The sequence below is a fragment of the Caproiciproducens galactitolivorans genome, from assembly GCF_029266045.1.
Taxonomy (GTDB): Bacteria; Bacillota; Clostridia; order Oscillospirales; family Acutalibacteraceae; genus Caproiciproducens; species Caproiciproducens galactitolivorans.
In genome coordinates, this window is the sequence record NZ_JAJUFJ010000008.1 from 93,836 (window position 1) to 113,981 (window position 20,146).

21 protein-coding genes and 1 riboswitch are annotated in these 20,146 nt (G+C 48.2%); of the genes, 4 read left to right on the top strand and 17 right to left on the bottom strand.

All coding sequences use genetic code 11. The features are described from left to right. Nucleotides 1-8: 8 nt before the first annotated feature. From P9B68_RS07500 to P9B68_RS07580, 17 genes are all read right to left on the bottom strand, one after another. Nucleotides 9-197, bottom strand: a complete 189-nt coding sequence (locus P9B68_RS07500) for a ferredoxin (RefSeq protein WP_135660212.1) — start codon at nucleotides 195-197, stop codon at nucleotides 9-11. A gap of 141 nt (nucleotides 198-338) precedes the next feature. Further along, entirely contained in the window at nucleotides 339-482 is a 144-nt protein-coding gene (locus P9B68_RS07505; RefSeq protein ID WP_277668792.1) for a hypothetical protein, read from the bottom strand. 8 nt (nucleotides 483-490) lie between these two features. Then, on the bottom strand, nucleotides 491-730 hold the full coding sequence (locus P9B68_RS07510; RefSeq protein ID WP_135660210.1) for a heavy-metal-associated domain-containing protein: 240 nt from the start codon (nucleotides 728-730) through the stop codon (nucleotides 491-493). A 42-nt stretch (nucleotides 731-772) separates the two neighbouring features. Beyond that, nucleotides 773-1,318 (bottom strand): flavodoxin domain-containing protein, encoded by a 546-nt coding sequence (locus P9B68_RS07515; protein ID WP_243113015.1) that lies wholly within the window; start codon nucleotides 1,316-1,318, stop codon nucleotides 773-775. A gap of 15 nt (nucleotides 1,319-1,333) precedes the next feature. Beyond that, nucleotides 1,334-1,954, bottom strand: coding sequence for an HDIG domain-containing metalloprotein (locus tag P9B68_RS07520; RefSeq protein ID WP_330686099.1), 621 nt, complete (start codon nucleotides 1,952-1,954; stop codon nucleotides 1,334-1,336). 193 nt (nucleotides 1,955-2,147) lie between these two features. Beyond that, nucleotides 2,148-2,612 (bottom strand): methylated-DNA--[protein]-cysteine S-methyltransferase, encoded by a 465-nt coding sequence (locus tag P9B68_RS07525; RefSeq protein ID WP_135660206.1) that lies wholly within the window; start codon nucleotides 2,610-2,612, stop codon nucleotides 2,148-2,150. Beyond that, complete coding sequence (locus tag P9B68_RS07530; RefSeq protein WP_135660204.1) at nucleotides 2,609-2,857, bottom strand: YwbE family protein; 249 nt, start codon at nucleotides 2,855-2,857, stop codon at nucleotides 2,609-2,611. The genes P9B68_RS07525 and P9B68_RS07530 overlap by 4 nt, the downstream gene beginning before the upstream one ends. After that, nucleotides 2,823-3,368 (bottom strand): RNA 2',3'-cyclic phosphodiesterase, encoded by a 546-nt coding sequence (gene thpR / locus P9B68_RS07535; RefSeq protein WP_135660202.1) that lies wholly within the window; start codon nucleotides 3,366-3,368, stop codon nucleotides 2,823-2,825. Before thpR ends, P9B68_RS07530 begins: the two co-directional genes overlap by 35 nt. 5 nt (nucleotides 3,369-3,373) lie before the next feature. Next, entirely contained in the window at nucleotides 3,374-3,655 is a 282-nt protein-coding gene (locus P9B68_RS07540) for a DUF503 domain-containing protein (RefSeq protein ID WP_135660200.1), read from the bottom strand. Nucleotides 3,656-3,910: 255 nt separating this feature from the next. Beyond that, entirely contained in the window at nucleotides 3,911-5,383 is a 1,473-nt protein-coding gene (locus P9B68_RS07545; protein ID WP_167875211.1) for a transglutaminase domain-containing protein, read from the bottom strand. Nucleotides 5,384-5,555: 172 nt separating this feature from the next. Continuing rightward, nucleotides 5,556-6,506, bottom strand: coding sequence for a leucine-rich repeat domain-containing protein (locus P9B68_RS07550; protein ID WP_167875210.1), 951 nt, complete (start codon nucleotides 6,504-6,506; stop codon nucleotides 5,556-5,558). A 579-nt stretch (nucleotides 6,507-7,085) separates the two neighbouring features. Then, the gene (locus tag P9B68_RS07555; RefSeq protein WP_277668793.1) at nucleotides 7,086-8,846 is read right to left on the bottom strand and encodes a glycoside hydrolase family 9 protein; all 1,761 of its coding nucleotides are present in this window, start codon (nucleotides 8,844-8,846) and stop codon (nucleotides 7,086-7,088) included. Nucleotides 8,847-8,948: 102 nt separating this feature from the next. Continuing rightward, on the bottom strand, nucleotides 8,949-9,722 hold the full coding sequence (locus tag P9B68_RS07560) for a response regulator transcription factor (RefSeq protein WP_135660191.1): 774 nt from the start codon (nucleotides 9,720-9,722) through the stop codon (nucleotides 8,949-8,951). A gap of 102 nt (nucleotides 9,723-9,824) precedes the next feature. Further along, nucleotides 9,825-10,697, bottom strand: a complete 873-nt coding sequence (locus tag P9B68_RS07565; RefSeq protein WP_135660189.1) for a carbohydrate ABC transporter permease — start codon at nucleotides 10,695-10,697, stop codon at nucleotides 9,825-9,827. A 13-nt stretch (nucleotides 10,698-10,710) separates the two neighbouring features. Further along, a complete protein-coding gene (locus tag P9B68_RS07570; protein ID WP_135660187.1) occupies nucleotides 10,711-11,607 on the bottom strand; it encodes a carbohydrate ABC transporter permease in 897 nt (298 codons plus the stop codon). Nucleotides 11,608-11,729: 122 nt separating this feature from the next. Further along, nucleotides 11,730-13,121, bottom strand: coding sequence for an ABC transporter substrate-binding protein (locus P9B68_RS07575; protein ID WP_135660185.1), 1,392 nt, complete (start codon nucleotides 13,119-13,121; stop codon nucleotides 11,730-11,732). A gap of 122 nt (nucleotides 13,122-13,243) precedes the next feature. After that, nucleotides 13,244-14,998 (bottom strand): sensor histidine kinase, encoded by a 1,755-nt coding sequence (locus P9B68_RS07580; RefSeq protein WP_277668794.1) that lies wholly within the window; start codon nucleotides 14,996-14,998, stop codon nucleotides 13,244-13,246. A gap of 263 nt (nucleotides 14,999-15,261) precedes the next feature. Next, nucleotides 15,262-15,443: riboswitch (cobalamin riboswitch) on the top strand. 165 nt (nucleotides 15,444-15,608) lie between these two features. Here P9B68_RS07580 and P9B68_RS07585 point away from each other — a divergent pair. From P9B68_RS07585 to P9B68_RS07600, 4 genes are read left to right on the top strand one after another with little or no spacing between them, the layout of a single operon-like run. After that, entirely contained in the window at nucleotides 15,609-16,871 is a 1,263-nt protein-coding gene (locus P9B68_RS07585) for a DUF4430 domain-containing protein (protein WP_277668795.1), read from the top strand. Continuing rightward, nucleotides 16,855-17,757 carry an energy-coupling factor transporter transmembrane component T gene (locus P9B68_RS07590; protein WP_277668796.1) on the top strand — a complete coding sequence of 301 codons (903 nt, stop codon included), beginning with the start codon at nucleotides 16,855-16,857 and terminating at the stop codon, nucleotides 17,755-17,757. Before P9B68_RS07585 ends, P9B68_RS07590 begins: the two co-directional genes overlap by 17 nt. Continuing rightward, nucleotides 17,730-19,406: an ABC transporter ATP-binding protein gene (locus P9B68_RS07595; RefSeq protein ID WP_277668797.1), complete on the top strand. Its 1,677-nt coding sequence runs from the start codon at nucleotides 17,730-17,732 to the stop codon at nucleotides 19,404-19,406. The genes P9B68_RS07590 and P9B68_RS07595 overlap by 28 nt, the downstream gene beginning before the upstream one ends. Next, nucleotides 19,379-20,110 (top strand): ECF transporter S component, encoded by a 732-nt coding sequence (locus P9B68_RS07600; protein ID WP_277668798.1) that lies wholly within the window; start codon nucleotides 19,379-19,381, stop codon nucleotides 20,108-20,110. The genes P9B68_RS07595 and P9B68_RS07600 overlap by 28 nt, the downstream gene beginning before the upstream one ends. Nucleotides 20,111-20,146: the final 36 nt, after the last annotated feature.

Sequence of the window (20,146 nt, forward strand, 5' to 3'; positions counted from 1 at the left end):
TCCCTGCGTTATTCTACTGTGATAACCGATACAGGGCAGCCTTCCTGCGCCTGAATGGCTTTGTCTTCCGCTTCGGGGGGAACATTCTCGTTCCAGACTTCGGCTACGCCGTCGTCGCCCATACGAAAAACTTCGGGGCAGGTCTCCGGGCAAAGCCCGCAGGAAATGCATCCGCTTCTGTCAAGTGTTGCTATCATAAACATCCCTCTTTCCGGTCAGAACTGACCAATTATCTTTTTAAGGAAAAGATTTCCTAATCCTATAGTTTGCCCCACCGCAGGAAATTATTCCACAAGACCGATGAAAAATGTTCAAAATTCACCCAGAGCAGCCTGCTTTCACCGTTTGATGTTCGGGCCTAAAGCAACCTTTTTCACATTATGCCCCTGATTCTGATTTTCCGCTTTTCCGGCGCGATTGGGCATATTATCCTGATCATCGGACCGTACCGTTTTTTGGTTATCCTCTCTCTTATTGTCCATAGCCCCTCCTACATCTTATGCGTCTGATTTGCTTCGGAAAGAATCCGGAATCCCATTTCCTGTATTTTGCCTTCAAGCCGGTTATATTCCACACCGGAATTGTCATAATCCACAGCTACCGTATCATTCCGATCATTGACGCTGACGGAAAGGACCCCGGGAAGGGAATCCAGCTCCTGTTTTATTTTCTTTACGTCTTTTTTACCGGACAAATTATCCAGCCGAAAATACACGCTTGCCTTCGACATACTATCACCTCAGCAATAGTATTTGACGAAACGGCGCAATTATCAGGCTTCCTCACCCGTTTTCTCATTCCGGATGCATGCAAGGATTGGTTTTAGGGCTTCGCGGTTTGTAAAGTCCGCCGGATGGTCGTAGCAGGCGAGCATGCCCTTCGCGTCCTTATCCGTGTCGGGCGCTTTTTTGAGCTTTACCTTCAACATATTCATCAGCATTTTATCGACCAAATTGCACTTACTGTAATTGAAACCGCCGCGCAGCAGAAAGAAGCGGATTTTTCCCCGTATTTCAGCAGGAAAATTGTATTTTTCTACCTTGTCGCAAATCTCGGGGCGGCAGGGGGATACTCCGACGCCGAAAACGATTATCTTCCTGTTCCCCAGTTCTTTCATATGTCTGGTAATCCGTTTTACTCCGTTAATCCCACCGGCATAAAGTCCGCCGCCGTACACGATCGTGTCATAACGAAGCAAATCTTCTACCTTTACATAATTCGCCTGCAAAAGGTCCGCGCCCGTATCCTCGGCCAGCCAGCGCGCATACCTTTCGGTATATCCTGTTTTGGATTTATAAACGACAGCTATTTTTTGCATAGCGCCCCTCCAAATCTATTTGGTCCGGCATTTCTCTAAAAAATCCCGGACGTTCCTCTCCTCTTTTTCCCGGTCGGGATTTAAACGCCCCAGCCGGTCACACAGACCCAGAAGGGCAACGTCGTCAATCGAAGTCTGGCTTTTCATTGCCGGAATGTCCGCGAACGGAAGGCCTTTGACCACGAACAGAATCTGCATGTGCCAACGCACCAGCGCGCATACCTTCTCAACAAATGTCGTGTCGTGGACAAACGGGGAAAGAAATTCATATGCCAGTTTTGCGCCGAGCTTATCGTGGTCATACGACGTAATCCTGCCCTTGCGGACTCTGGTTGTGCCCGGCTTCCCCAAATCGTGCAGCAGCGCCGCCCACATGAACACCCGCGGGTCGCTGCTTTTTTCTTTCGCCTTTGCGGCTTCGTCGATGACAAGCATGGTATGATTCCATACATTTCCCTCCGGATGGTGCTCCGGCGACTGCTGTGCGTCCTTTAAATGAAGGAGCATGGAAAACGGATGCTCCCGAAGCGCGCCTGCTTTGTCCAAACCTTTAAAATATTCGGAAGGGCAGCTGTCTTCCATCAGGTGCCGCTCCATTGCTTCAAACTGTCCCTGCTTTGATTCCATCCTATCCATCCCATCCGCCTAAAATTTATCCCGCTTTTTTATTTCGTCCTGCGCAATTACACCAATACCGTTTTAAGCGGCAAAATATAATTTTCCTTTATTATACAATACTATTATGCCAATGGACAATTCTTTTTATCAGCTTTATTGTAAAAAGAAAATGCAACGGATTTTAAAATCGATTGTGGCGCAAGGAGTAATTTTATCGACCTTGTTCCAGGCGAAGCAGCTTCTTTTTTATATCCAGCCCACCGCCGTAACCCACAAGCGAACCGTTCGCTCCGATTACACGGTGGCAGGGTATAAATATCGGAATCGGGTTCCGGTTGTTCGCCATACCCACCGCCCTGTATCCGCGGGGGCACCCTGCCATTTCCGCAATTTGCTTATAACTGCGCGTTTCGCCGTACGGAATGGACAAAAGGCATTTCCAAACTCTTTTTTGAAATTCTGTCCCTTCGGGAGAAAGTGGCAGGGAAAATTCCCTGCGTGTTCCCGCGAAATACTCCTTAAGCTGGCGGAACGCTTCCCTGTGCAATTGCGTTTCCGCAACAGTTCCCGTATCGTCCGGCAGTCCCCCGGGCAAAAGGGCATCGGTGATACCGGTATCCTTACAGCCAATCCCGATGTTCCCAATATCCATATCATAGAAAAACCACTTTTTCATTCCTTGCCCTTTCCTTCCTCCGGTAAAACCTGCTGAACACGGCTAACCTGACCGCCCTCCGCCAGCATAACCTTTATCCCATGCGGATGGCTGGGGCAGCGGGTAAGAATCCGCTTTACATGCCCGCGCGTCAGCCTGCCCGTCGGCTGATCTTTTTTCAGCACAATATCCACCAGCGCAAGATTTCGCTCTCCATTTTCCGTCCATAAGTCACCTGTTTTCCCGTGGTTCCAGCCGCTTTTCATAAATTTCCGTATAGATCAGCTTTCCACCGATACGTTCCGATTTCATCAGGCTGATTTTCCGCACCTGCTCCGTCAAGGGAGAAATCCGTCCCTCAAAATCGCGGATGGAAAAGCCGGAAGGGAAAACCACTTCCCGTCCAAGAGTGAGGTGCGGTTTGAACTCCCGGTTTTCAATGGAATATCCCGCAAACCGCAGAGCGGAGCAAAGCTGGCTGTGCACAGAAAGCAAAGTGTCGTTCTTTTCCACGCCGGCCCAACAGATATCGCCGCCATTCCGACGGAAGCACCCAAGCCCACCAACCGTCAGCACAAAGGGCTCTGCGGAAACCTTGTCCATTGCCTGCCTTACTTTCTCCACATTGTCCGTTTCCCCGATAAAGGCAAGCGTAAGATGCAGATTCTCCCGGCGGGAAAAGTTCCCGCCGGCGCCGTATTCCTTCAGCTTCTGTATCCACCCGGTAAGACGGTCTTTCACCGGTTCACTAAAATTTACAGCGATAAAAAGGCGCATGCCGTTCACCTGATTCCCCTTGCAATATTCGTAATTTGCGCATCGGTGTTCTCCTCAATAAAACCGATCACATGGTCAAGAATACTGTCCGCCTGGGAAACCGTACCGGCAACACAGGCAACCCCGATGACAGCCGTCTGATGCACGTCCTGCAAACCCGTTTCCGCGGCGGATACCGGAAAACGGTTCCGCACTTTATTAAGAATACTTTTTACCACCATGCGCTTCTCTTTGAGGGAACGAACCCATGGCGCGTACAGCGTTATTTCCGCCGCACCGATAATCATGCCCGCCGCCCCCTGTTCTGTCTTTGTTGCCAATATTATAGCAAAACAATTTTCCCCTGTAAAATCAAAAAATGGTTTGCAAAGGATCCGCAAACGCTCCGAACCGTGCCATTCCAATACCGTACAGAATATGGATATGCGGGCAGCTCCCCTGGAATCAGAATGTGGGCATGATCCGTTCCTAAAAACAGAATCCCCAAAACGCTGGCATCGCTGTGTTTGAACAGCCAACGTTTCGGGGGCATTTTTAAGGGATTATTGATAGGACAGGAAAATCGTCAAGCCGCGGTTATCCTTGTCAGTCAGATATTTCAAATTATTGGTATTGATCTTGCTGCCGGTACTGTTCGTATTTGCATCCAATACCCAATTCTGGATTTTATACGGCGAAACAGTTACCAGCTTCGCAAGGGTCTGGTCATAATCGACGCTGTCATCCACATAGAAGGAAACCGAAGCGCTCTTGCTCTGAATGGCGGAAGTGAAAGCGGCTATGGCAGCATTGTCGTCCGCACTATCCAGATTGCCGACCTTAATGCCCTTTACCTTAAAGTAGTTATCCGCCGTTGCGGTACAGACCGGAACCGTCAGGTTGCACTCCGCCGCCTTGCCGGTAATCTTGCCCTCAATCTGGGCATCGGTCAAGGTAGAAGCGCTCGGGAAAATCGTATGCGTCTTGGTAACCACCGCGTCGTTAATATTAAAGTAATTGTAAACCAGGGTGCTGCTGTCGCTCCATGTAATATCCAGATGATACCAGTTGCCGTTGATTTTGATAACATTCCACATATGGTTTACATTGTTGCTCTGCCCGGTCAAAAGCATGCACTGCAGGCCGGCATAGCTGCAAAGAAGCTGCATGGCTCTGGAGTATCCTTCGCATACGGCCTTGCCGTCAATCAGCACGCCATAGGCGGAAAACGCCTGCCAGATATTGTTATTGGTAACCGCGTCGTTATTGTATGTGCAATGGTCCGCAATATACTTAAAGAGGTACAGTTCGCGGTCAAACTCGTTCAACCCCGAGGGCATGCCCTTTATAATCTCGCTGATTTTCTGGTTCATTTTCTGAATCATGGTGTTGCACGTTGACTGCGGCGCAACCGAATATAGCTGGATATAGGTGCCGCCGCTGCCGTAAGAGTAGGAATACGCGTTTGCGAGCCAGAAAATCTGCGGGTTATCGTTCAGGAACGCCAACAGGATGATACGAAGCTGGGCTTCGGAAAGCTGCGTTCCGGAAACAAAGATTTTCTGCGTGGGGTAGTATCCCTCGGCGGTGGCCTTCACCGCGATTTTATAAACGCTCTGGAAAATCTGTTTATAAACATTCCGACTGGCAATGTCGGGAAGATAGTTATAGCCTTCCCGCTGGTCAATGTGTGTGTAGCCGCTCTGCGCCTGCGCCACGGTGCGGATAACGTTCAGGTGCGTACTGTTCTGCGCGGCAGAATCCTCTTTGATTTTTTTAATGGAAGAATTCCCGAAAACCTCTTTGGAAGACGCTTTAACAGCCGCCTTCTGCACAGCCTCCGGAGCTTTCGAAGCAACGGAACTTTTGGAATTTACAACCGAAGCAGCAGCTTGAGAAGACACCTCACTACCCAGCGCCGAATTGATATTAATATTTTGTATTTGCCCACAGCCGGACAGCGGCAGCGTCATCATTGCGGCAGCTAAAACACCCGCAACTACGGAGCGGATTCGTTTCTGGCTGATAAATTTCATTTTCCATTTCCTCCCGGTTGTTTTATGCGCACACATTATACCATGAAAATGTGAGTGTTGTGTGAAAATTTATAAAATAGTTAAAAAATTATTTTTTCACAACAGAGAAACAAGATTCGATTATGACAAAAACCCGCAATTTGCTTGCGGGCTCTATCTGTAAATTTAGATGCTAAAACTTAATTGTTTTCCGGGAAGAATTTCCGCGCGTCTCCGCTTTGAATTTCGCTTCAACCTTTACGCTTGTGGAAGCAATCGGTTTATTCTTTTTATAAACGGTAAAAACAATGTCGGACTTTCCGGCCTTCAGCGCGGTTAACTGGAAGGTCTTGTTGCTTATCTTTGTAACCTTAACGACCTTGCCGTTGTTGGAAGCCGCACGGACATAGACATTGGAGCCAACCAGATTCGCGCCGATTGTATAAGTGCTTCTGGGCGCGAACACCAAGCTCCTCGTATCCAAGGTAAGCGTACCATTGCCAATGGATTTAAAGGGGATTTTATTTTTCTCTGCATAAGTCTGGATGTAAGAATCTGTGTAGCCGTTGATCGTCAGACCACTACAGCCGTCGAACGCATATTTTCCCACCGATTTTACCGAGCTTGAAATGGTAATGTCCTTTAATTCCGTGCAGTCGCTGAACGCATAATTTCCAATGGAAGTTACGTCGTCGGGAATGGTAATCTGCATAAGGCTTTCGCACTCGCTGAATGTATGGACGCCGATGCTTGTCAGCTTATTGGAAAGCGTTACTTTTTTTAAGTCCCTACATTGGTCAAACGCATAAATCCCGATCGACTCAACGCTGTCGGGAATTACGATTTTCTTTAAGGAAGAGCATTCCTGAAAGGCATATTTCCCAATAGAAGTAACTGTGTTCGGAATTTTGACGGCGGTCATTTCCGTATGTTCCTTAAAAGCATAGTCGCCAATCGCAGTAACCGTATTGGGGATGGTGACCGTCGGCGCTGAACCATTGTATTTGGTAAGCACGCCGCGGACGATGGTGAAATCCGATTTTGCAGCCGAAGCAACCGCTGTGCCGCTATACTGCACAACTCCCGTCAGAATAGTCATAAGAAGAAAAAGGGACAGCACCTTTTTCATCCGTAATCGAATCAATTTTACTCCTCCTTCTATTTCCATAGAATAATATCCGTAAAGAATTGGTAATTTTTATTATACGCCGTTTATTCTGTTTTTTCAATATTAAAAAGTGCCGTCAAAACGCTGACAGCACTTTCAATTGGGAGGGGTATGAAAAAAAGTTATATATTAAATCCTTAAAAAGGAAGTTTTTGGTCTGCCGGCCTATGGTTCGGTATTCCGTCCTGGGCCATAGGCTGATAGCAGTAATTTATTTCAGTATTTCGGTTATCCCCTTGGATTGATTTCAGTATACAAAGGAATTATGATATTAAAATGAAGATATTATAAAGGTAATAAGAAAAATGTGTTACGAAATTAAAAATGCGAATTTCCCATTAACCAGCGGTTGAAAAGCCTGAATGATTCTCATGGTCATTCAGGCTTTTTCGGCATAAGCTTATTTTATTTTATTGGATTTGTCCGGTCGTCATAGGCCGGGAAATGAGGCTCACGGAGAGTCCCTCCTTTCTGATTCTCGCCTCCCCTACAGAAAAACAGGAAACGGTTCAGATTCAACCTCGATTGCCTCCCCCCTTTCTATGGTTTCAAGTTTTATCGCTTCTTTAACGCATTGGCCAACAGAAACCAGCTCGCATGCGGAATCCATTGCTCCGCCCAGCGCCAGTTATCATCTATTTCATCTGTCGGCTTACGGATAAAGGCGATTCCTTCCTCGTCGTGCAAAGCACTGGTAATACCGTTGCAAATGCCGCCCGGGCAGTTCATAAAATCGTAGCGTCCTTTAAAGAAATACTGTATATTGTTGCGGCCGTAGCCTTCAATCATACAAGCGTCAAACGGATTGCACCCCATAATCCAGTTCAGCTGATCCTGCGCAAAGCGCAGCAAATCCTCTTGAAGCTGCCGGTCGGAAGTACGTTCCGCAACGGCGCGGGCTGCGCTGGAAAGGGAAGCCAGCCTTGCGTTGTCGCCCTGCCACCACGGCTTTGCCGAGGATTCATGGCAGTAGAAAAAACGATTAACAATCCTCCCGTCGGCGTCACGGTGCTGATACCGGGGATAGCCGAACGGGTTCACACACTGGGAGGCCATGTGCAGGCACCAGCGCATCGCCTTTTCAGCAGATGCCTCCGCCCGCACTTTCTCTCGCGCATCCGGTTCAATTTCCGCAAAGGCAAGAAGCGCAAGTACCGGCATTCCCTCATCGGTAGCCGAATAAAACGGCTCTCCGGGCAGGACCTCAAACCATGCCAAAGCATCCCCAAGGGGGAGCATGCGGTTCATAATGCGACCGGCCATTTCCTCCGCCCGGACAAGATACGCATATTCGCGTGTTGCCTTATACAACTCCGTCGCGGCAAACAGCGCGCAGTATTCGTCAATCAAATTCCATTGGCCATCATTTGTATAACGTTCGTTATTATGGTACAGGGTGTCCCATGCGCGTTTCGCCGCGGCAATATACTGACCCTGTGTAAAATCCGTACCGGGGTAATAATGGCGGGACGCCGCCGCCAACGCCGCAATACACATTCCCCCTCCTGAACGGAAGCTGACTTCGTAATTTTCATCGCCTATGGTTTCTTCGTCCGCGGTTTCCGCTTTTTCTGAAAACTGATTGCTGGAGTGATGGTATTCGAATCCGATCCCGCGGTTTCCATGCACGCATCCGAATGAATCGCTACGCAGGATTGCGGTAAAAAACGACCCCGACGGCGCCTGCATGCGCATAATAAAATCCGCACCGAAAGTGCCTTCATCCAGCATACGCCGCTCCAGTATGGAATAATTCTTATTTCCGGACTTCATCAACAAATCCGCCGCCTGTAAGAAAACATAGGCGCTCCACCCCAACTGCTGGGGATTGTGGGTCGTGCTGTGGGATAAGTGCGACATTCGGATACCGCAATCGCCGGTCGCGTCGAACCAACCTCCGTGAACGTCCCGCACCCCCTCGCGCTCTCCATAAAAAGGCAGGCAGCGATCCTCCTCCAGCCATTCGCCGGTTGAGCGCTGCGCTTTAAAATAATACGTCACTGCATTCAGCATGCGCATGCTGTGCTGGCACACCGCAATTTCAAACGGGAAGGATCGAACCTTCCCGCGGTTCGTTTCCAATTCAACAACATATGTTCCCGGCTTTTGAACTGGGGAAAAATCCATCGTCCAGTAGCTGCCTGTATTCCAGCGTCCTACCGGGCCCGCATACAGCGCGGTTCCGGAAAAAACCGTTTCGCCGCTGCTTTCATCCACCAGCGAAAAGCGTTCCGCGCCGTCACCTTCCTTTCCCTGATATACCGCTTTTTTATAGTCCGCCGTTTCATAACCGAGATGATTCGTCAGTATTTTCATTGAATTACCCTTTCCAAATAAAATTTCCGGCGCACTTTGGAAGGGGAAACCGCTGTGCCGCAAAAGGGCGGAATCCTCCCCTTTCCCCACCGCCTTGCCGGACTATGCCGGAGACCGGTTCCCACAGCCGGAATTCCGATATTCAAGCGGTGTGCAATGTACAAATTTTTTAAAAGTCTTTGAAAAATGCGTTACATCATTAAACGCTAAATAGTCGCCGATTTCATGTACTTTCAGGGAAGGGTCGCAAAGAAGCTCCTTCGCTTTTTCAATCCGCATCTGATTCAACAGGTCATTAAAGCTCTGATGCGTATATTTATTCAGCAGCTTGCTTAGATGCCACTGACTTACATAAGCTTTATCTGCAACGTCGGTCAGCTTTATTTTTTCCGTATAATGTTCTTTCATATACTGGAGCGCCGCGCTCACAACCATATTGCCGGATTCTCCGTCCGAATCCACCGGGGAAAAATCCATTTTTACAACGGAATCCGAATACAACTGATCCAGCCTCGCCGTCATCACTTCCAGCGTTTCGTTAATTTCATCCATTTGCGAGGGCTTCAGTAAAAAGCGGGTGACCCCCAGTTGAATTGCCTTTTGCGCGTATTCGAAATCACGATATCCGGTTAGCACCGCAATCTGCATATTGGGGAATTCGCTTTTTACCCCGGCAAGCATTGTCAATCCATCTATATGCGCCATGCGGATATCCGTAAACAGGATATCCGGCTTGAATTTCCGGATTTTCTGCGCGCCCGTGGTTGCGTCGTCCGCAGTTGCAACCACTCTGCACCCGTATTTTTTCCAGTTTACGACTTTTTTCAGTCCTTCCACGATAACCAATTCATCATCCACGAGAATTACGTCATACAAGTCCATAACCTCCCGTTCTGTAAAAACCTAAAGGCTACTATGTCCGTGCGCATACGGGCAGAGGAAGAAAAGATGTATTTTTAAAGCTGTTTCCGCTATAAATCAGCCTTTCACAGCACCTATCGTCATTCCCTTTATAATGTTTTTCTGTAGCAAGATGTAAATAATCAAAACCGGAATAACAACCAAAATGACCGAAGCATTCATAAATCCATAGTTTGTTCCAGCCTGGGACGTAATCTGGCTGAGCAGGAGTGTGATCGTGCGGGTTCCGGGGCGATCCAAAAAGAACATCTGCGTAAACAGGTCGTTATAAGACCAGAGGAACGTAAAGATGGAAACCGTAGCAAAGGATGGCTTTGCAACCGGCAAAATAATCTTCGTGAAAATCTGAACCACATTGCAGCCTTCCAGAAAAGCCGACTCTTCCAATTCAATGGGAAGCCCTTGAATATATCCGCGCAGTACAATAATGGCAAAGGAAAGGTTCCCGGCAACCTGTGGAAGGATTACGCTCAGCAGGGAAATCAGATTGTTGTCATTATTAACGATTCCCCACCGGTATTCCATACGGAATACCGGAATAATGGTAGCGAAAACAGGGAACATCATGCTGGCAACAATCAGGCTTTCCAGTATTTTTTTGCCCCGGAACTGGTAGCGGGCAAGCGCAAAGGCGCTGAGGCCGGCCAGAATAATCACCAGTATGGTTACCGCTATGGAAATCAGCAGGCTGTTCAGATAGGCGCTTCCAATATCAATGCGCTCAAAAGCCGTTTGAAAGTTTTGCATCGTGAACCTTTTCCCAACCGGTAGGGTAAACGAGCTTTGCTGAATATAGGCATTTTTCTTGAATGAGTTCATTATAACCCAGATAAAGGGGTAAATTGTGGTCAGCGACCACACGATCAGTACCAGATAAACAATGATCTTACTGACGCTGACCGGGCTTTTCCGTTTCGACAGAGCAGTCATTGGTTCCTTCCTTTCAATACTCTTTCTCTTTAAATATGCGGCTTGCGGCCTGAGAAAGGACAACTCCCAGAACCACAATTGCGATCGCAATTGTTGAACTGTAGTCTACGTCCCCCAGTTTCCATGCCTGCTGGTACATATATGTGCCGGTCAGCCATGTGGTATCCATCGGCATTCCGGAAGGGAACATGACCCATGGCAGATCAAAGACTTTCAGCGCACCGGTAATGGCTAAAACCAGGCAGGTACAAAGCGTATTGCGAAGCAAAGGCAGAGTGATGCAACCTATGCGCTGCATTTTGGTCGCACCGTCGATTTCAGCCGCTTCGTACAGCTCCTGTGAAATATTATTCAAGCCCGTCGCGAGAATCACGAAATAGAAACCCACGTACTGCCAGCAAACCGGAATGAACATGGTGGCAAGCGCGTGCGATTTATCCTTCCAATCAATCGGAAGGTCGGCCTGCTGAAGGTGAATGGCCTGCAAAAGCTGATTGATCATACCACCGTCATACAGAAAGACCAGATTGAACATCAGGCCGAGCGCGGAGGCGGAGATAACGATCGGGAAAAAAAACGCCGTACGGAAAAACTGGGTGCCAAAGCGAATGTTGTCGACTAAAAGCGCCAGCACTAGCGCGATGCCCACCTGAAAAACGATGGTCAGAAGGATCATCAAAAACGTGTTTTTCATGGCCACGCCCATAAGCGGGTCCTGAAAAAGCTTAACGTAATTTTCATACCAGGGCTGATTGACGCCGAGCGCCTTATCCCCCAACGCGGTAATATGTAAAAAGCTGTTAATAACGTTCATGACAAACGGGTAATACAAAAAAACCGCCATAAAAAGCAAGGACGGGATCAGGAATAAAAATAGTGCTCCCTTTTTTCGATATATCATTGCATTCATGTGACTGCCTCTTTTCAAAAAAGCCGGGGAGAGGCTTTCTCCCCGGCTCATCCAGTGTAATTCTTGGTAGGTCAATTATCATATCATACTGCAAATTTGCGTAACCGATTTCGTTTATTGACTCAGGAAGCCTCGGAAGAATTTGAGGTCTGCGCTTGGAAAGCTTTCTGGGCGGCAATAACATTGCCGACGGCTTTCGTAATATCCAGCTTACCGGTAACCATATTTTTTACGTCGGCAAAAAATGGAGTGCGCACGCTCTTGTTATCCATCAAATCTTCAACAGCGGCAGAAATTCCGGTAACCTTCTTGTTCATCTCATTTACCTTCTTTACCAGAGGGGATGCCGTGCTTGGAGAGATAACACCGTTCTTCAAAGCGGAAATCGAACCGGCGGCGCAGAAGGTGGAAACAACATCGTCCTGCGTCATATGAGAAACGAAATCCACGCAGGCGTCGCGCTTTTCAGGGTTGTTCCAAGCCTTGGTGGTAATAAAGTAACCCATGGAAATGCCCCCGATGTAATCTGTGGAAGCTCTTGTGGAACCCTTTACCGGCGGGAAAACAACATCAATATTCTCGATATCCGGCTTCCCGTCTCCGTCCATATCCTCTTTCATATTTTCCTCAAACCAGCCGACTTTCCAGGAACCGTCAATCATGAAGGCCGCCTTATTTTTTGCCATCAGGTTGTTGGTGTCCGCATCGGTTGTGGAATTGGTATTCTTGGGGAAATAGCCTTTTTCAAACAATTCCTTTAAGTCATTTAAACCGTTAATCCACGCCTTACCGGCATCATCTGTGATGGATTGTGGCATGGTGTTAAAGGTTGTCGGGCTCATATAATTGTAGGCTAAAAATTCGAACCAGTAATTCGGAACTTCCGCAAGAGAGGCTGCAATCGGCGTATAGCCCTTATTTTTAATGATTTCGCAGTCCTTTAAGAACTGGTCGTATGTATAGCCCACCATTGGAACCGTAATTCCGCAATCCTTCAGAACCTTGGTATTTACAAACATGGATTCCCAGTAACCGTTCACAGGTATGCTGTAATTCTTGCCATCCACAGGAGAAGCGCCCAGCATATCTTCTCTCATATTTTTCGCATAATCGGGATATTGTTTGCGGATTTCGTCGATTGAGACGACCTTTTTGTTTTTTACCAGCTTATTGGAATCCGCTCCGTTAAAGAAAAAGAGGACGTCAGGTTCGGAACCGACTTCAAAGCTGTTCATTACCTTGACCTTCCAGTCCTCGTTGCCGGTACCGGAAGAGTCCCTGATCGTATTGCCGGTTTTCTGTTCCCAGGCTTTTACCGCCGCTTCATAGTTTTTCCTGTTGCCGTCGTCTCCGCCGTAGGAAGTAACTACGTCGAGTGAAACCTTTTTCCCGGCAGCCGCAGCGGACGGCGTATCGCTTTTTGATTCCGTTGCGGCAGACTTGCTGCTTCCGCACGCTGTAAATACGGACGCAGCCATTAAGACTGACAGAACCATCGCTAAAATCCTTTTCATATTTTCCTCCATACTGTATAAATATTGTATTCGTCCTCTGCTAAATATCATAACTTTTTCACAATTCTATTACAATATATGAACTTGCCATTTGTTGTATAATATTGTTCATTATATGATTTTTAGGACTTTTGCTCCGCAGGAAGTGTTATTTTTGCAACGGTATTCCCGTTTTCCGCTGTGCTGATTTCCAGATTTCCATGCGAACCGTAAAGGATATGCAGCCTCTGATAGACATTGTGAATACCAAGGCTGCTGGAATGCTCAATCTGGGAATTGTAGCCGTCCGTAAGCAGCCGGGCAATTTTCTGCTTGTCGTCTTCGGTCATGATTCCCGTGTTTTCCACCTCGAGGGTAAGCTGATTTTCCACCCGGTAAACCCGGATAAAGATTTGACCGTTTCTCTGGGAATCCACCCCATGCTCCACGGCGTTTTCAAGAATCGGCTGCATCACCAGGCGGGGCACCATACAGGTTAACAGGGATTCGTCAATTTCCATTTTTACCGTCAGCCTGCTTCCAAGCCGCTGTTTAATGATATACAGATAGGAATTTACGTACTTCATTTCTTCGGAAAGCGGAATCAGGCGGCTGTTCTTGCGGCACATGGCGGCGTTAAGCATCGTTGCCAGCGCATTAATCATATTGGATATCTTCTCATTGCCGATCATGCGGGATTCCCAGTTAATCAGTTCCAACGTATTATTCAAAAAATGGGGATTGATCTGGGCCTGGAGTGCCATGATTTTTGCGTCGCGCAGCGCCAGCTCATCATTATAAATCTGTTCAAACTGCGCTTTCAGGCGGTCGGACATCCGGTTAAAATCCTTGGAAAGATGTTCAAAATCCCGGTTCGGAAAATCTTCTTCCATATGGATACCGAAATTTCCATTTCCCAGCTTTTGATACATCTCCAGAAATCTGGAAATCGGCCGGGTTACGTTCCGGGTAAAGAAGTAATAAGCCCAGCAAAGAAGGGGGAGCACCAAAAGGCACAGCAAAAACAGGAGCAACTGAAAATGCGCAAGAGACGCCATAATTTCAGAGGAATTTATTCGGATGGCATAGTTTAGCGTTCCAATATTCATCTTTTTTGAACCGGTGATAAGCGCTGGATACCGGTTCGGGGAATTTACCGCAGCCTCGTATTCAACCTTTGAAATCAGCGAACCTTTTATCTGCATGGCGCTGTCGTCAATCCAAACAGTAGAATCCGTTCCATACACAACATTCATCAGGTTGCCAAAAACATTTGCCTTATTCAACTGTAAAACAAGCGTCGCGTAAGGCGCAAACGTATAACTGTTCACCAGATTACGTACCAAATAATATTTTCCGTCCATGCTGTAAAAGCCAACCCGGTTTCCGAGCGATTTGGCAAAATCACAGATCTTTTCATGAACATCCGTATGGTATTTCTGATATTGGACAAAGGTCATCCCCGACGTCTCGTTGTACGTATAATAAAGCGTATCGGGGTCATCATCGTAGTAAAGGACGGTCATGTCGAACTGGCTGCTGTTGCCGTACTGTACTTTGAGAAAGTTTGTTACATCGGCATACAACTCATCCGAACTGTATTTCATAATCTTCCGGTTCAAATAACGGTAATAAGCATCGGAGATATCGGGATTATATGTAGCGACATAGGAAGCGTTCACCGACGCATCAATCTGCGCCGCACAGATTTCCGCAGAAGCGGTGACACTATTTGTAATATTTTCCATCATCCGATTCCGGATCTGATCCGAGGTGTAGACACCCGCGATCCCGATAATAACCAAAAGCGGCAGCACCCAAAAGAAAATAACCGTAAATAACACATTTGTTTTCAAAGAGCGCTTCTTTTTCCCTTCCGGATTCTTTTCCCTATTCATAATGTTCCCCTTTCCCCTTTTAAAGCTGTATTGAAAACGATATTCCTCAGTAGTATTATATCGTATCTGCGGAGAATTGGAAATTCATTTCCAATTCTAGCGTATCCTTCGGAGCATACCCTTTCCATTAAGGTAGGCCTGTCCGATAAAGCGGCCGAAGGCTCCCTTACAATAAATTGATTGCATTCCCCGGCAATTTATTGTGGAAAATCTCTCGGAATATGCTATAATAATAAAATCAGAAAAAACACTTGTTGATCACAAAACTGAATATTGATTTCGGTTTCATTTCACATGAATCAAAAGGGAATAGAGTGAAAATCTCTAACAGCTTACTCTACCGTGAACGGGGACTGGGTTTACATAACCATTGTGCTTTTGCATGAGAAGGGTAAACTCCGGGATAATCTGAAGTCGGGAGACCTGCCGGAATCTTTGAAAAGCAACTTTTGGTAAGAAAAGGGGATTTTCATAGTTTGCAGATATGCGCGCAGGCATACCTGCTTGTTTTTATGAATTGAACTGACGCTTATGAAAAGTGTCAGTTCTTTTTATATAATGGTTTTTGCTTACTGCCATGGAAAACATTCGGCAGTTTGGAGGGGGATTTATGAGGACACTAAAAAAAATGCTGGCGGCGTTCCTCGCCGTTTCAACGGCCGCAGTACTGTTTTTCGGCTGTTCCGTCAGCTCCGTTTCCAACACGTCCGCCTTGCCCGGCGACGGCATTATAAAGGAATCGGTCTTTGAAAGCGCAAAAAAAGACGCGCGGATTCTCACGTTCCAAGGGAAAAGCGGAGAGATTTCGTATTCCTGGTTCTTTGACGGCGCATCCATTTCTTCACCCGCCGCGCAGAACCTGAAAGTCGATATTTCGGACGCTGGAAGCGATTTGGGCAGCGCGGTGGTTTCTTCAAACCGGGTGAAACTGCATTTTCATGAGCAGAATCTGATACAGGCAAAAACCTCGCTGAAAATTGATTTTCCAACATTATGGGGCGTGCAAAAGGTACGCATTTACCGGAAAACCGCAGACGCAATCCAAATGCTACGGGAATCGCCGCTGAATAACGACAAGACTTCTTCTGTGTTGCTCCCGATGGACAGCACCATGGACGACCTGTACCTTGCCGCGGTCGATTCCTCATTCCATGAGGATGCCGCGCAGGTTGTTTCCAGCCCGTCCGATAAGACGGGCGATCCGGCTTCCGCGGCGGCCAACCAAAGCCCAGAGGGCACAGGCTCCTCCGAAGCGGAGCAAAAAGCGGCGGTATCCGGCGCGCCCGCCCAAAACAAGGGCGGCGCTTCCGGGAAAGCCAAAAGCAAAACAGGTTCCCCTTCCGGCGGGAATGCTTCTTCAAAAGCATCCGGAAAAGACCGGTATTTGACAGACCCCACTCCGCCCGGAAAGCCAAAGCCGGTTGAACCGCAGGATGTTAAGAAAAACACGAAAAAGGCATACTACTGCACGCTTTCGATCGACTGCAAAACCATTCTGAACAACATGGATCGCCTGAACAAGGAAAAGCAATCGGTCATGCCGCCCGACGGAATCATTATGAAACCGCGGAGAGCCCTTTTTTACGAAGGTGAATCGGTATTTGATATTCTGCTGCGGGAAACGAAAAAAGAATCCATCCAGATGGAATACCGGGCGACCCCGATGTACAATTCCAACTATATCGAGGGAATCCACAATCTTTATGAATTTGACTGCGGCGAGCTGAGCGGATGGATGTACAAGGTAAACGGCTGGTACCCGAATTACGGCTGCAGCCGCTATCTATTAAAAGACGGGGACGTTGTGGACTGGCGGTTTACCTGTGATTTAGGAAGGGATGTGGGCTGTGACTGGGATGTTTCAAAAAAATAGTCCGGATGCGTTTTCAAGCTATCATCCGGTCATCTTATTCCTGTATTTCTGTGTTGTACTCTTTTTCACCATGTTCTTCCTACATCCCGTCCTGCTGGCCATTTCCTTCTGCTCCGTATTTCTGTATTCCGTACAGCTTAACGGACAGAAAGCCATCCGGTTCAACATTTTCTGCATGCTTCCTGTCACGGTCATCGTATCCCTGATCAACCCGCTGTTCAGCCACGCCGGCGTGACCATCCTGTTCTATCTGAACGAGAATCCCGTCACGCTGGAATCGATTGCATTCGGCATTGTTTCCGGCGGCGCTTTCATTACGGTAATCATCGCCTTTTCCTGCTTCAACAAAATCTTGACGAGCGATAAGCTAATGTATCTGTTTGGCAGGCTGATTCCCGTTTTATCCCTGATGTTTTCCATGACCCTGCGGTTTGTGCCAAGATATAAGGCGCAAATCAAAAAAATAGCGAACGCGCAGCTCTGCATCGGAATGGACGCTTCCCACGGGAATCTTCTGCAACGCGTAAAGAACGGCATCCAGATTCTTTCAATTTTAATCACGTGGGCTTTGGAAAACGCGATTGAAACGGCGGATTCCATGAAGGCAAGAGGATTCGGGCTGAAAGGAAGAACCTCGTTTTCCGTCTTTTCGTGGAAGCGTAGGGACAAAACCCTTTTGGCCACGGAAGCCACACTGCTCTTTGCCCTTCTTTTGGGGCTTGGGCTGGGAAAGTTTGAATCGGTTTACTTTCCGGCCATCCGTATCGCATGGCCGGAAGGCAAAAGCGCCGCGTTTTATCTTGCGTACGCCCTGTTCTGCCTGCTTCCCATCATCGTGAATAGGAGAGAAAACATTGTATGGAACAAATTAAAATCACCGAATTGAGCTTTTCCTATCCGAATACAAACGGCACGGGGCTTTCCGATATGAACCTGTCCGTGCAAAAAGGGGACTTTATCTTACTGTTCGGCCGATCGGGCTGCGGCAAAAGCACGTTTCTGAAACAGTTAAAGCCGGTCATCGCGCCGTTTGGCAAGCGCAAAGGCAGCATCGAATTCTGCGGAAGGGACATCACCAGCCTTTCCCACCGGGAGCAAAGCACCGCCATCGGCTTTGTTTCCCAGAATCCGGACAACCAGATCGTAACCGACAAGGTATGGCACGAGCTCGCGTTCGGGCTAGAAAGCCTGGGCTGCGACAGTAAAACCATCCGTTTACGGGTTGCCGAAATGGCTTCTTTTTTTGGAATACAAGACTGGTTTTATAAACCCGTTACCGAGCTGTCCGGCGGGCAGCGGCAGATTTTGAACCTTGCCTCGGTTATGGTGATGCAACCGCAGGTGCTTCTGCTGGACGAGCCCACCTCGCAGCTAGACCCGATTGCGACCGCCAATTTTGTTCAGATGCTCCGGAAAATCAACGAAGAGCTGGACGTTACCATTCTGATTTCAGAACACCATCTGGAAGAAGTCCTCCCGGTCTGCTCCCGCGTCCTTTTTATGGACGGGGGCAGGCTCGTACTGGATACAAAACCCCGCGAAATCGGAAGGGAAATGAACAGAATAAACAGCGATATGGCGGCGGCGCTCCCCGACTGTGTGAAAATCTTTACCGCGTTTTGCAGCGGCGAATCGCCGGTCAATGTGAAGGAAGCCAAACAATGGCTGGAAGCAACTGTCCGGCCCCAAGCGGAACCGGAAACGAAGCCGGAGCAAAAGCAGCCCCTTCCTGACGGCGCTCCTGCAGTCACCCTGAGCGATGTCTGGTTCCGATACGACAAAAAAGAAAGGGACATTGTAAAAGGCGTGTCGCTTCAAATCCGGCAGGGGACTGTGTACAGCATTGTCGGCGGAAACGGCGTAGGAAAATCCACCCTCCTTTCCCTGATCGGCGGAGTCTATGCGCCGTACCGGGGCAAAGTGAAGCTGTTTGGGCAGGATTTGTTTAAAATAAAGCCGGAAGAACGGTACAGGGATCTGTTTGGCTACCTCCCGCAGGTGCCACAAAACCTGTTCCGGCGCAAAACCGTCCGCCTAGATTTGGAAGAGCTCGCGGCGCGGATTTCTCCCGACCGGGAAAGTGCCGAAGCGCAGATAAAAAACGTGTCGGAATTCTTTCATCTGGGACCTTTACTGGCGCGCCACCCGTTTGATCTGAGCGGCGGCGAACAGCAATGCGCGGCAATGGCCAAGGTTATGCTGACAAACCCGCGGATTCTCCTTTTGGACGAGCCGACCAAAGGAATCGATTCGGTCTTTAAACAGAAGCTGTCCCAATGGTTGAAAGCTTTGAAAGCACAGGGCAAAACCATTGTGCTGGTCTCCCACGACCTTGATTTCTGCGCGGGCTGTTCGGATGTCTGCGCGCTGATGTTTAACGGTGAGATTATCGCGGAAAATACCGTTCGACAGTTTTTTACCGGAAACCGTTTCTACACCACCCCTTTAAACCGAATTGTACGGGATATCTTTCCAAACTGTCTCACCTATGAGGAAGTGATTGCATTATGCAGAGAAAATTTGATAAGAGGCTGATTCTTTCTTCCGTCCTGATTCTGATTGCCATTCCGCTCACTATCGCATTCGGCGTGGTGTTCCTTCACGATCGGAAGTACTACTTTATCAGCATTGCCATCCTGATTTACACCATGCTGCCCTTCCTCCTTGTTTTCGAGCAACGGGGGCCGAGGGCGCGTGAAATTATCCTGGTCTGTTCTCTTTCCGCCATTGCGGTAATCGGAAGGGCAGCGTTTTTCATGCTTCCCCATTTTAAGCCGGTCGCCGCCATCGTGATCATTTCCGCCGTCTGCCTGGGGCCGGAATCCGGCTTTCTGGTCGGCGCGCTTTCGGGCTTTGTTTCCAACTTTTTTTACGGGCAGGGGCCATGGACGCCGTGGCAGATGTTCAGCTTCGGGATCATCGGCTTTTGGGCGGGGGTCCTTCACCGGAAAGGTATTTTAAAGCTTCGCAAGCTGGATCTCTGCGTTTTCGGCGGATTGTCCACTTTTCTGATTTACGGCGGGCTGATGAACTTCGACTCCGTCCTGATGTTTTCGTCTACGATCAACAAGGACCTTCTCCTTGCAGCCTATCTTTCCGGCATCCCATTCGATCTGGTTCACGCCGCGTCAACCGTACTGTTCCTGTTTTTTATAGAAGAACCCATGATTGCAAAAATCACAAGGATCCGAGTAAAGTACGGCCTGATTAACGAAAGTGAACTGCTCAAAGATTCCTAGCGAACTCAATTTGCAAATCCGCGTTTCCAAAAGGGC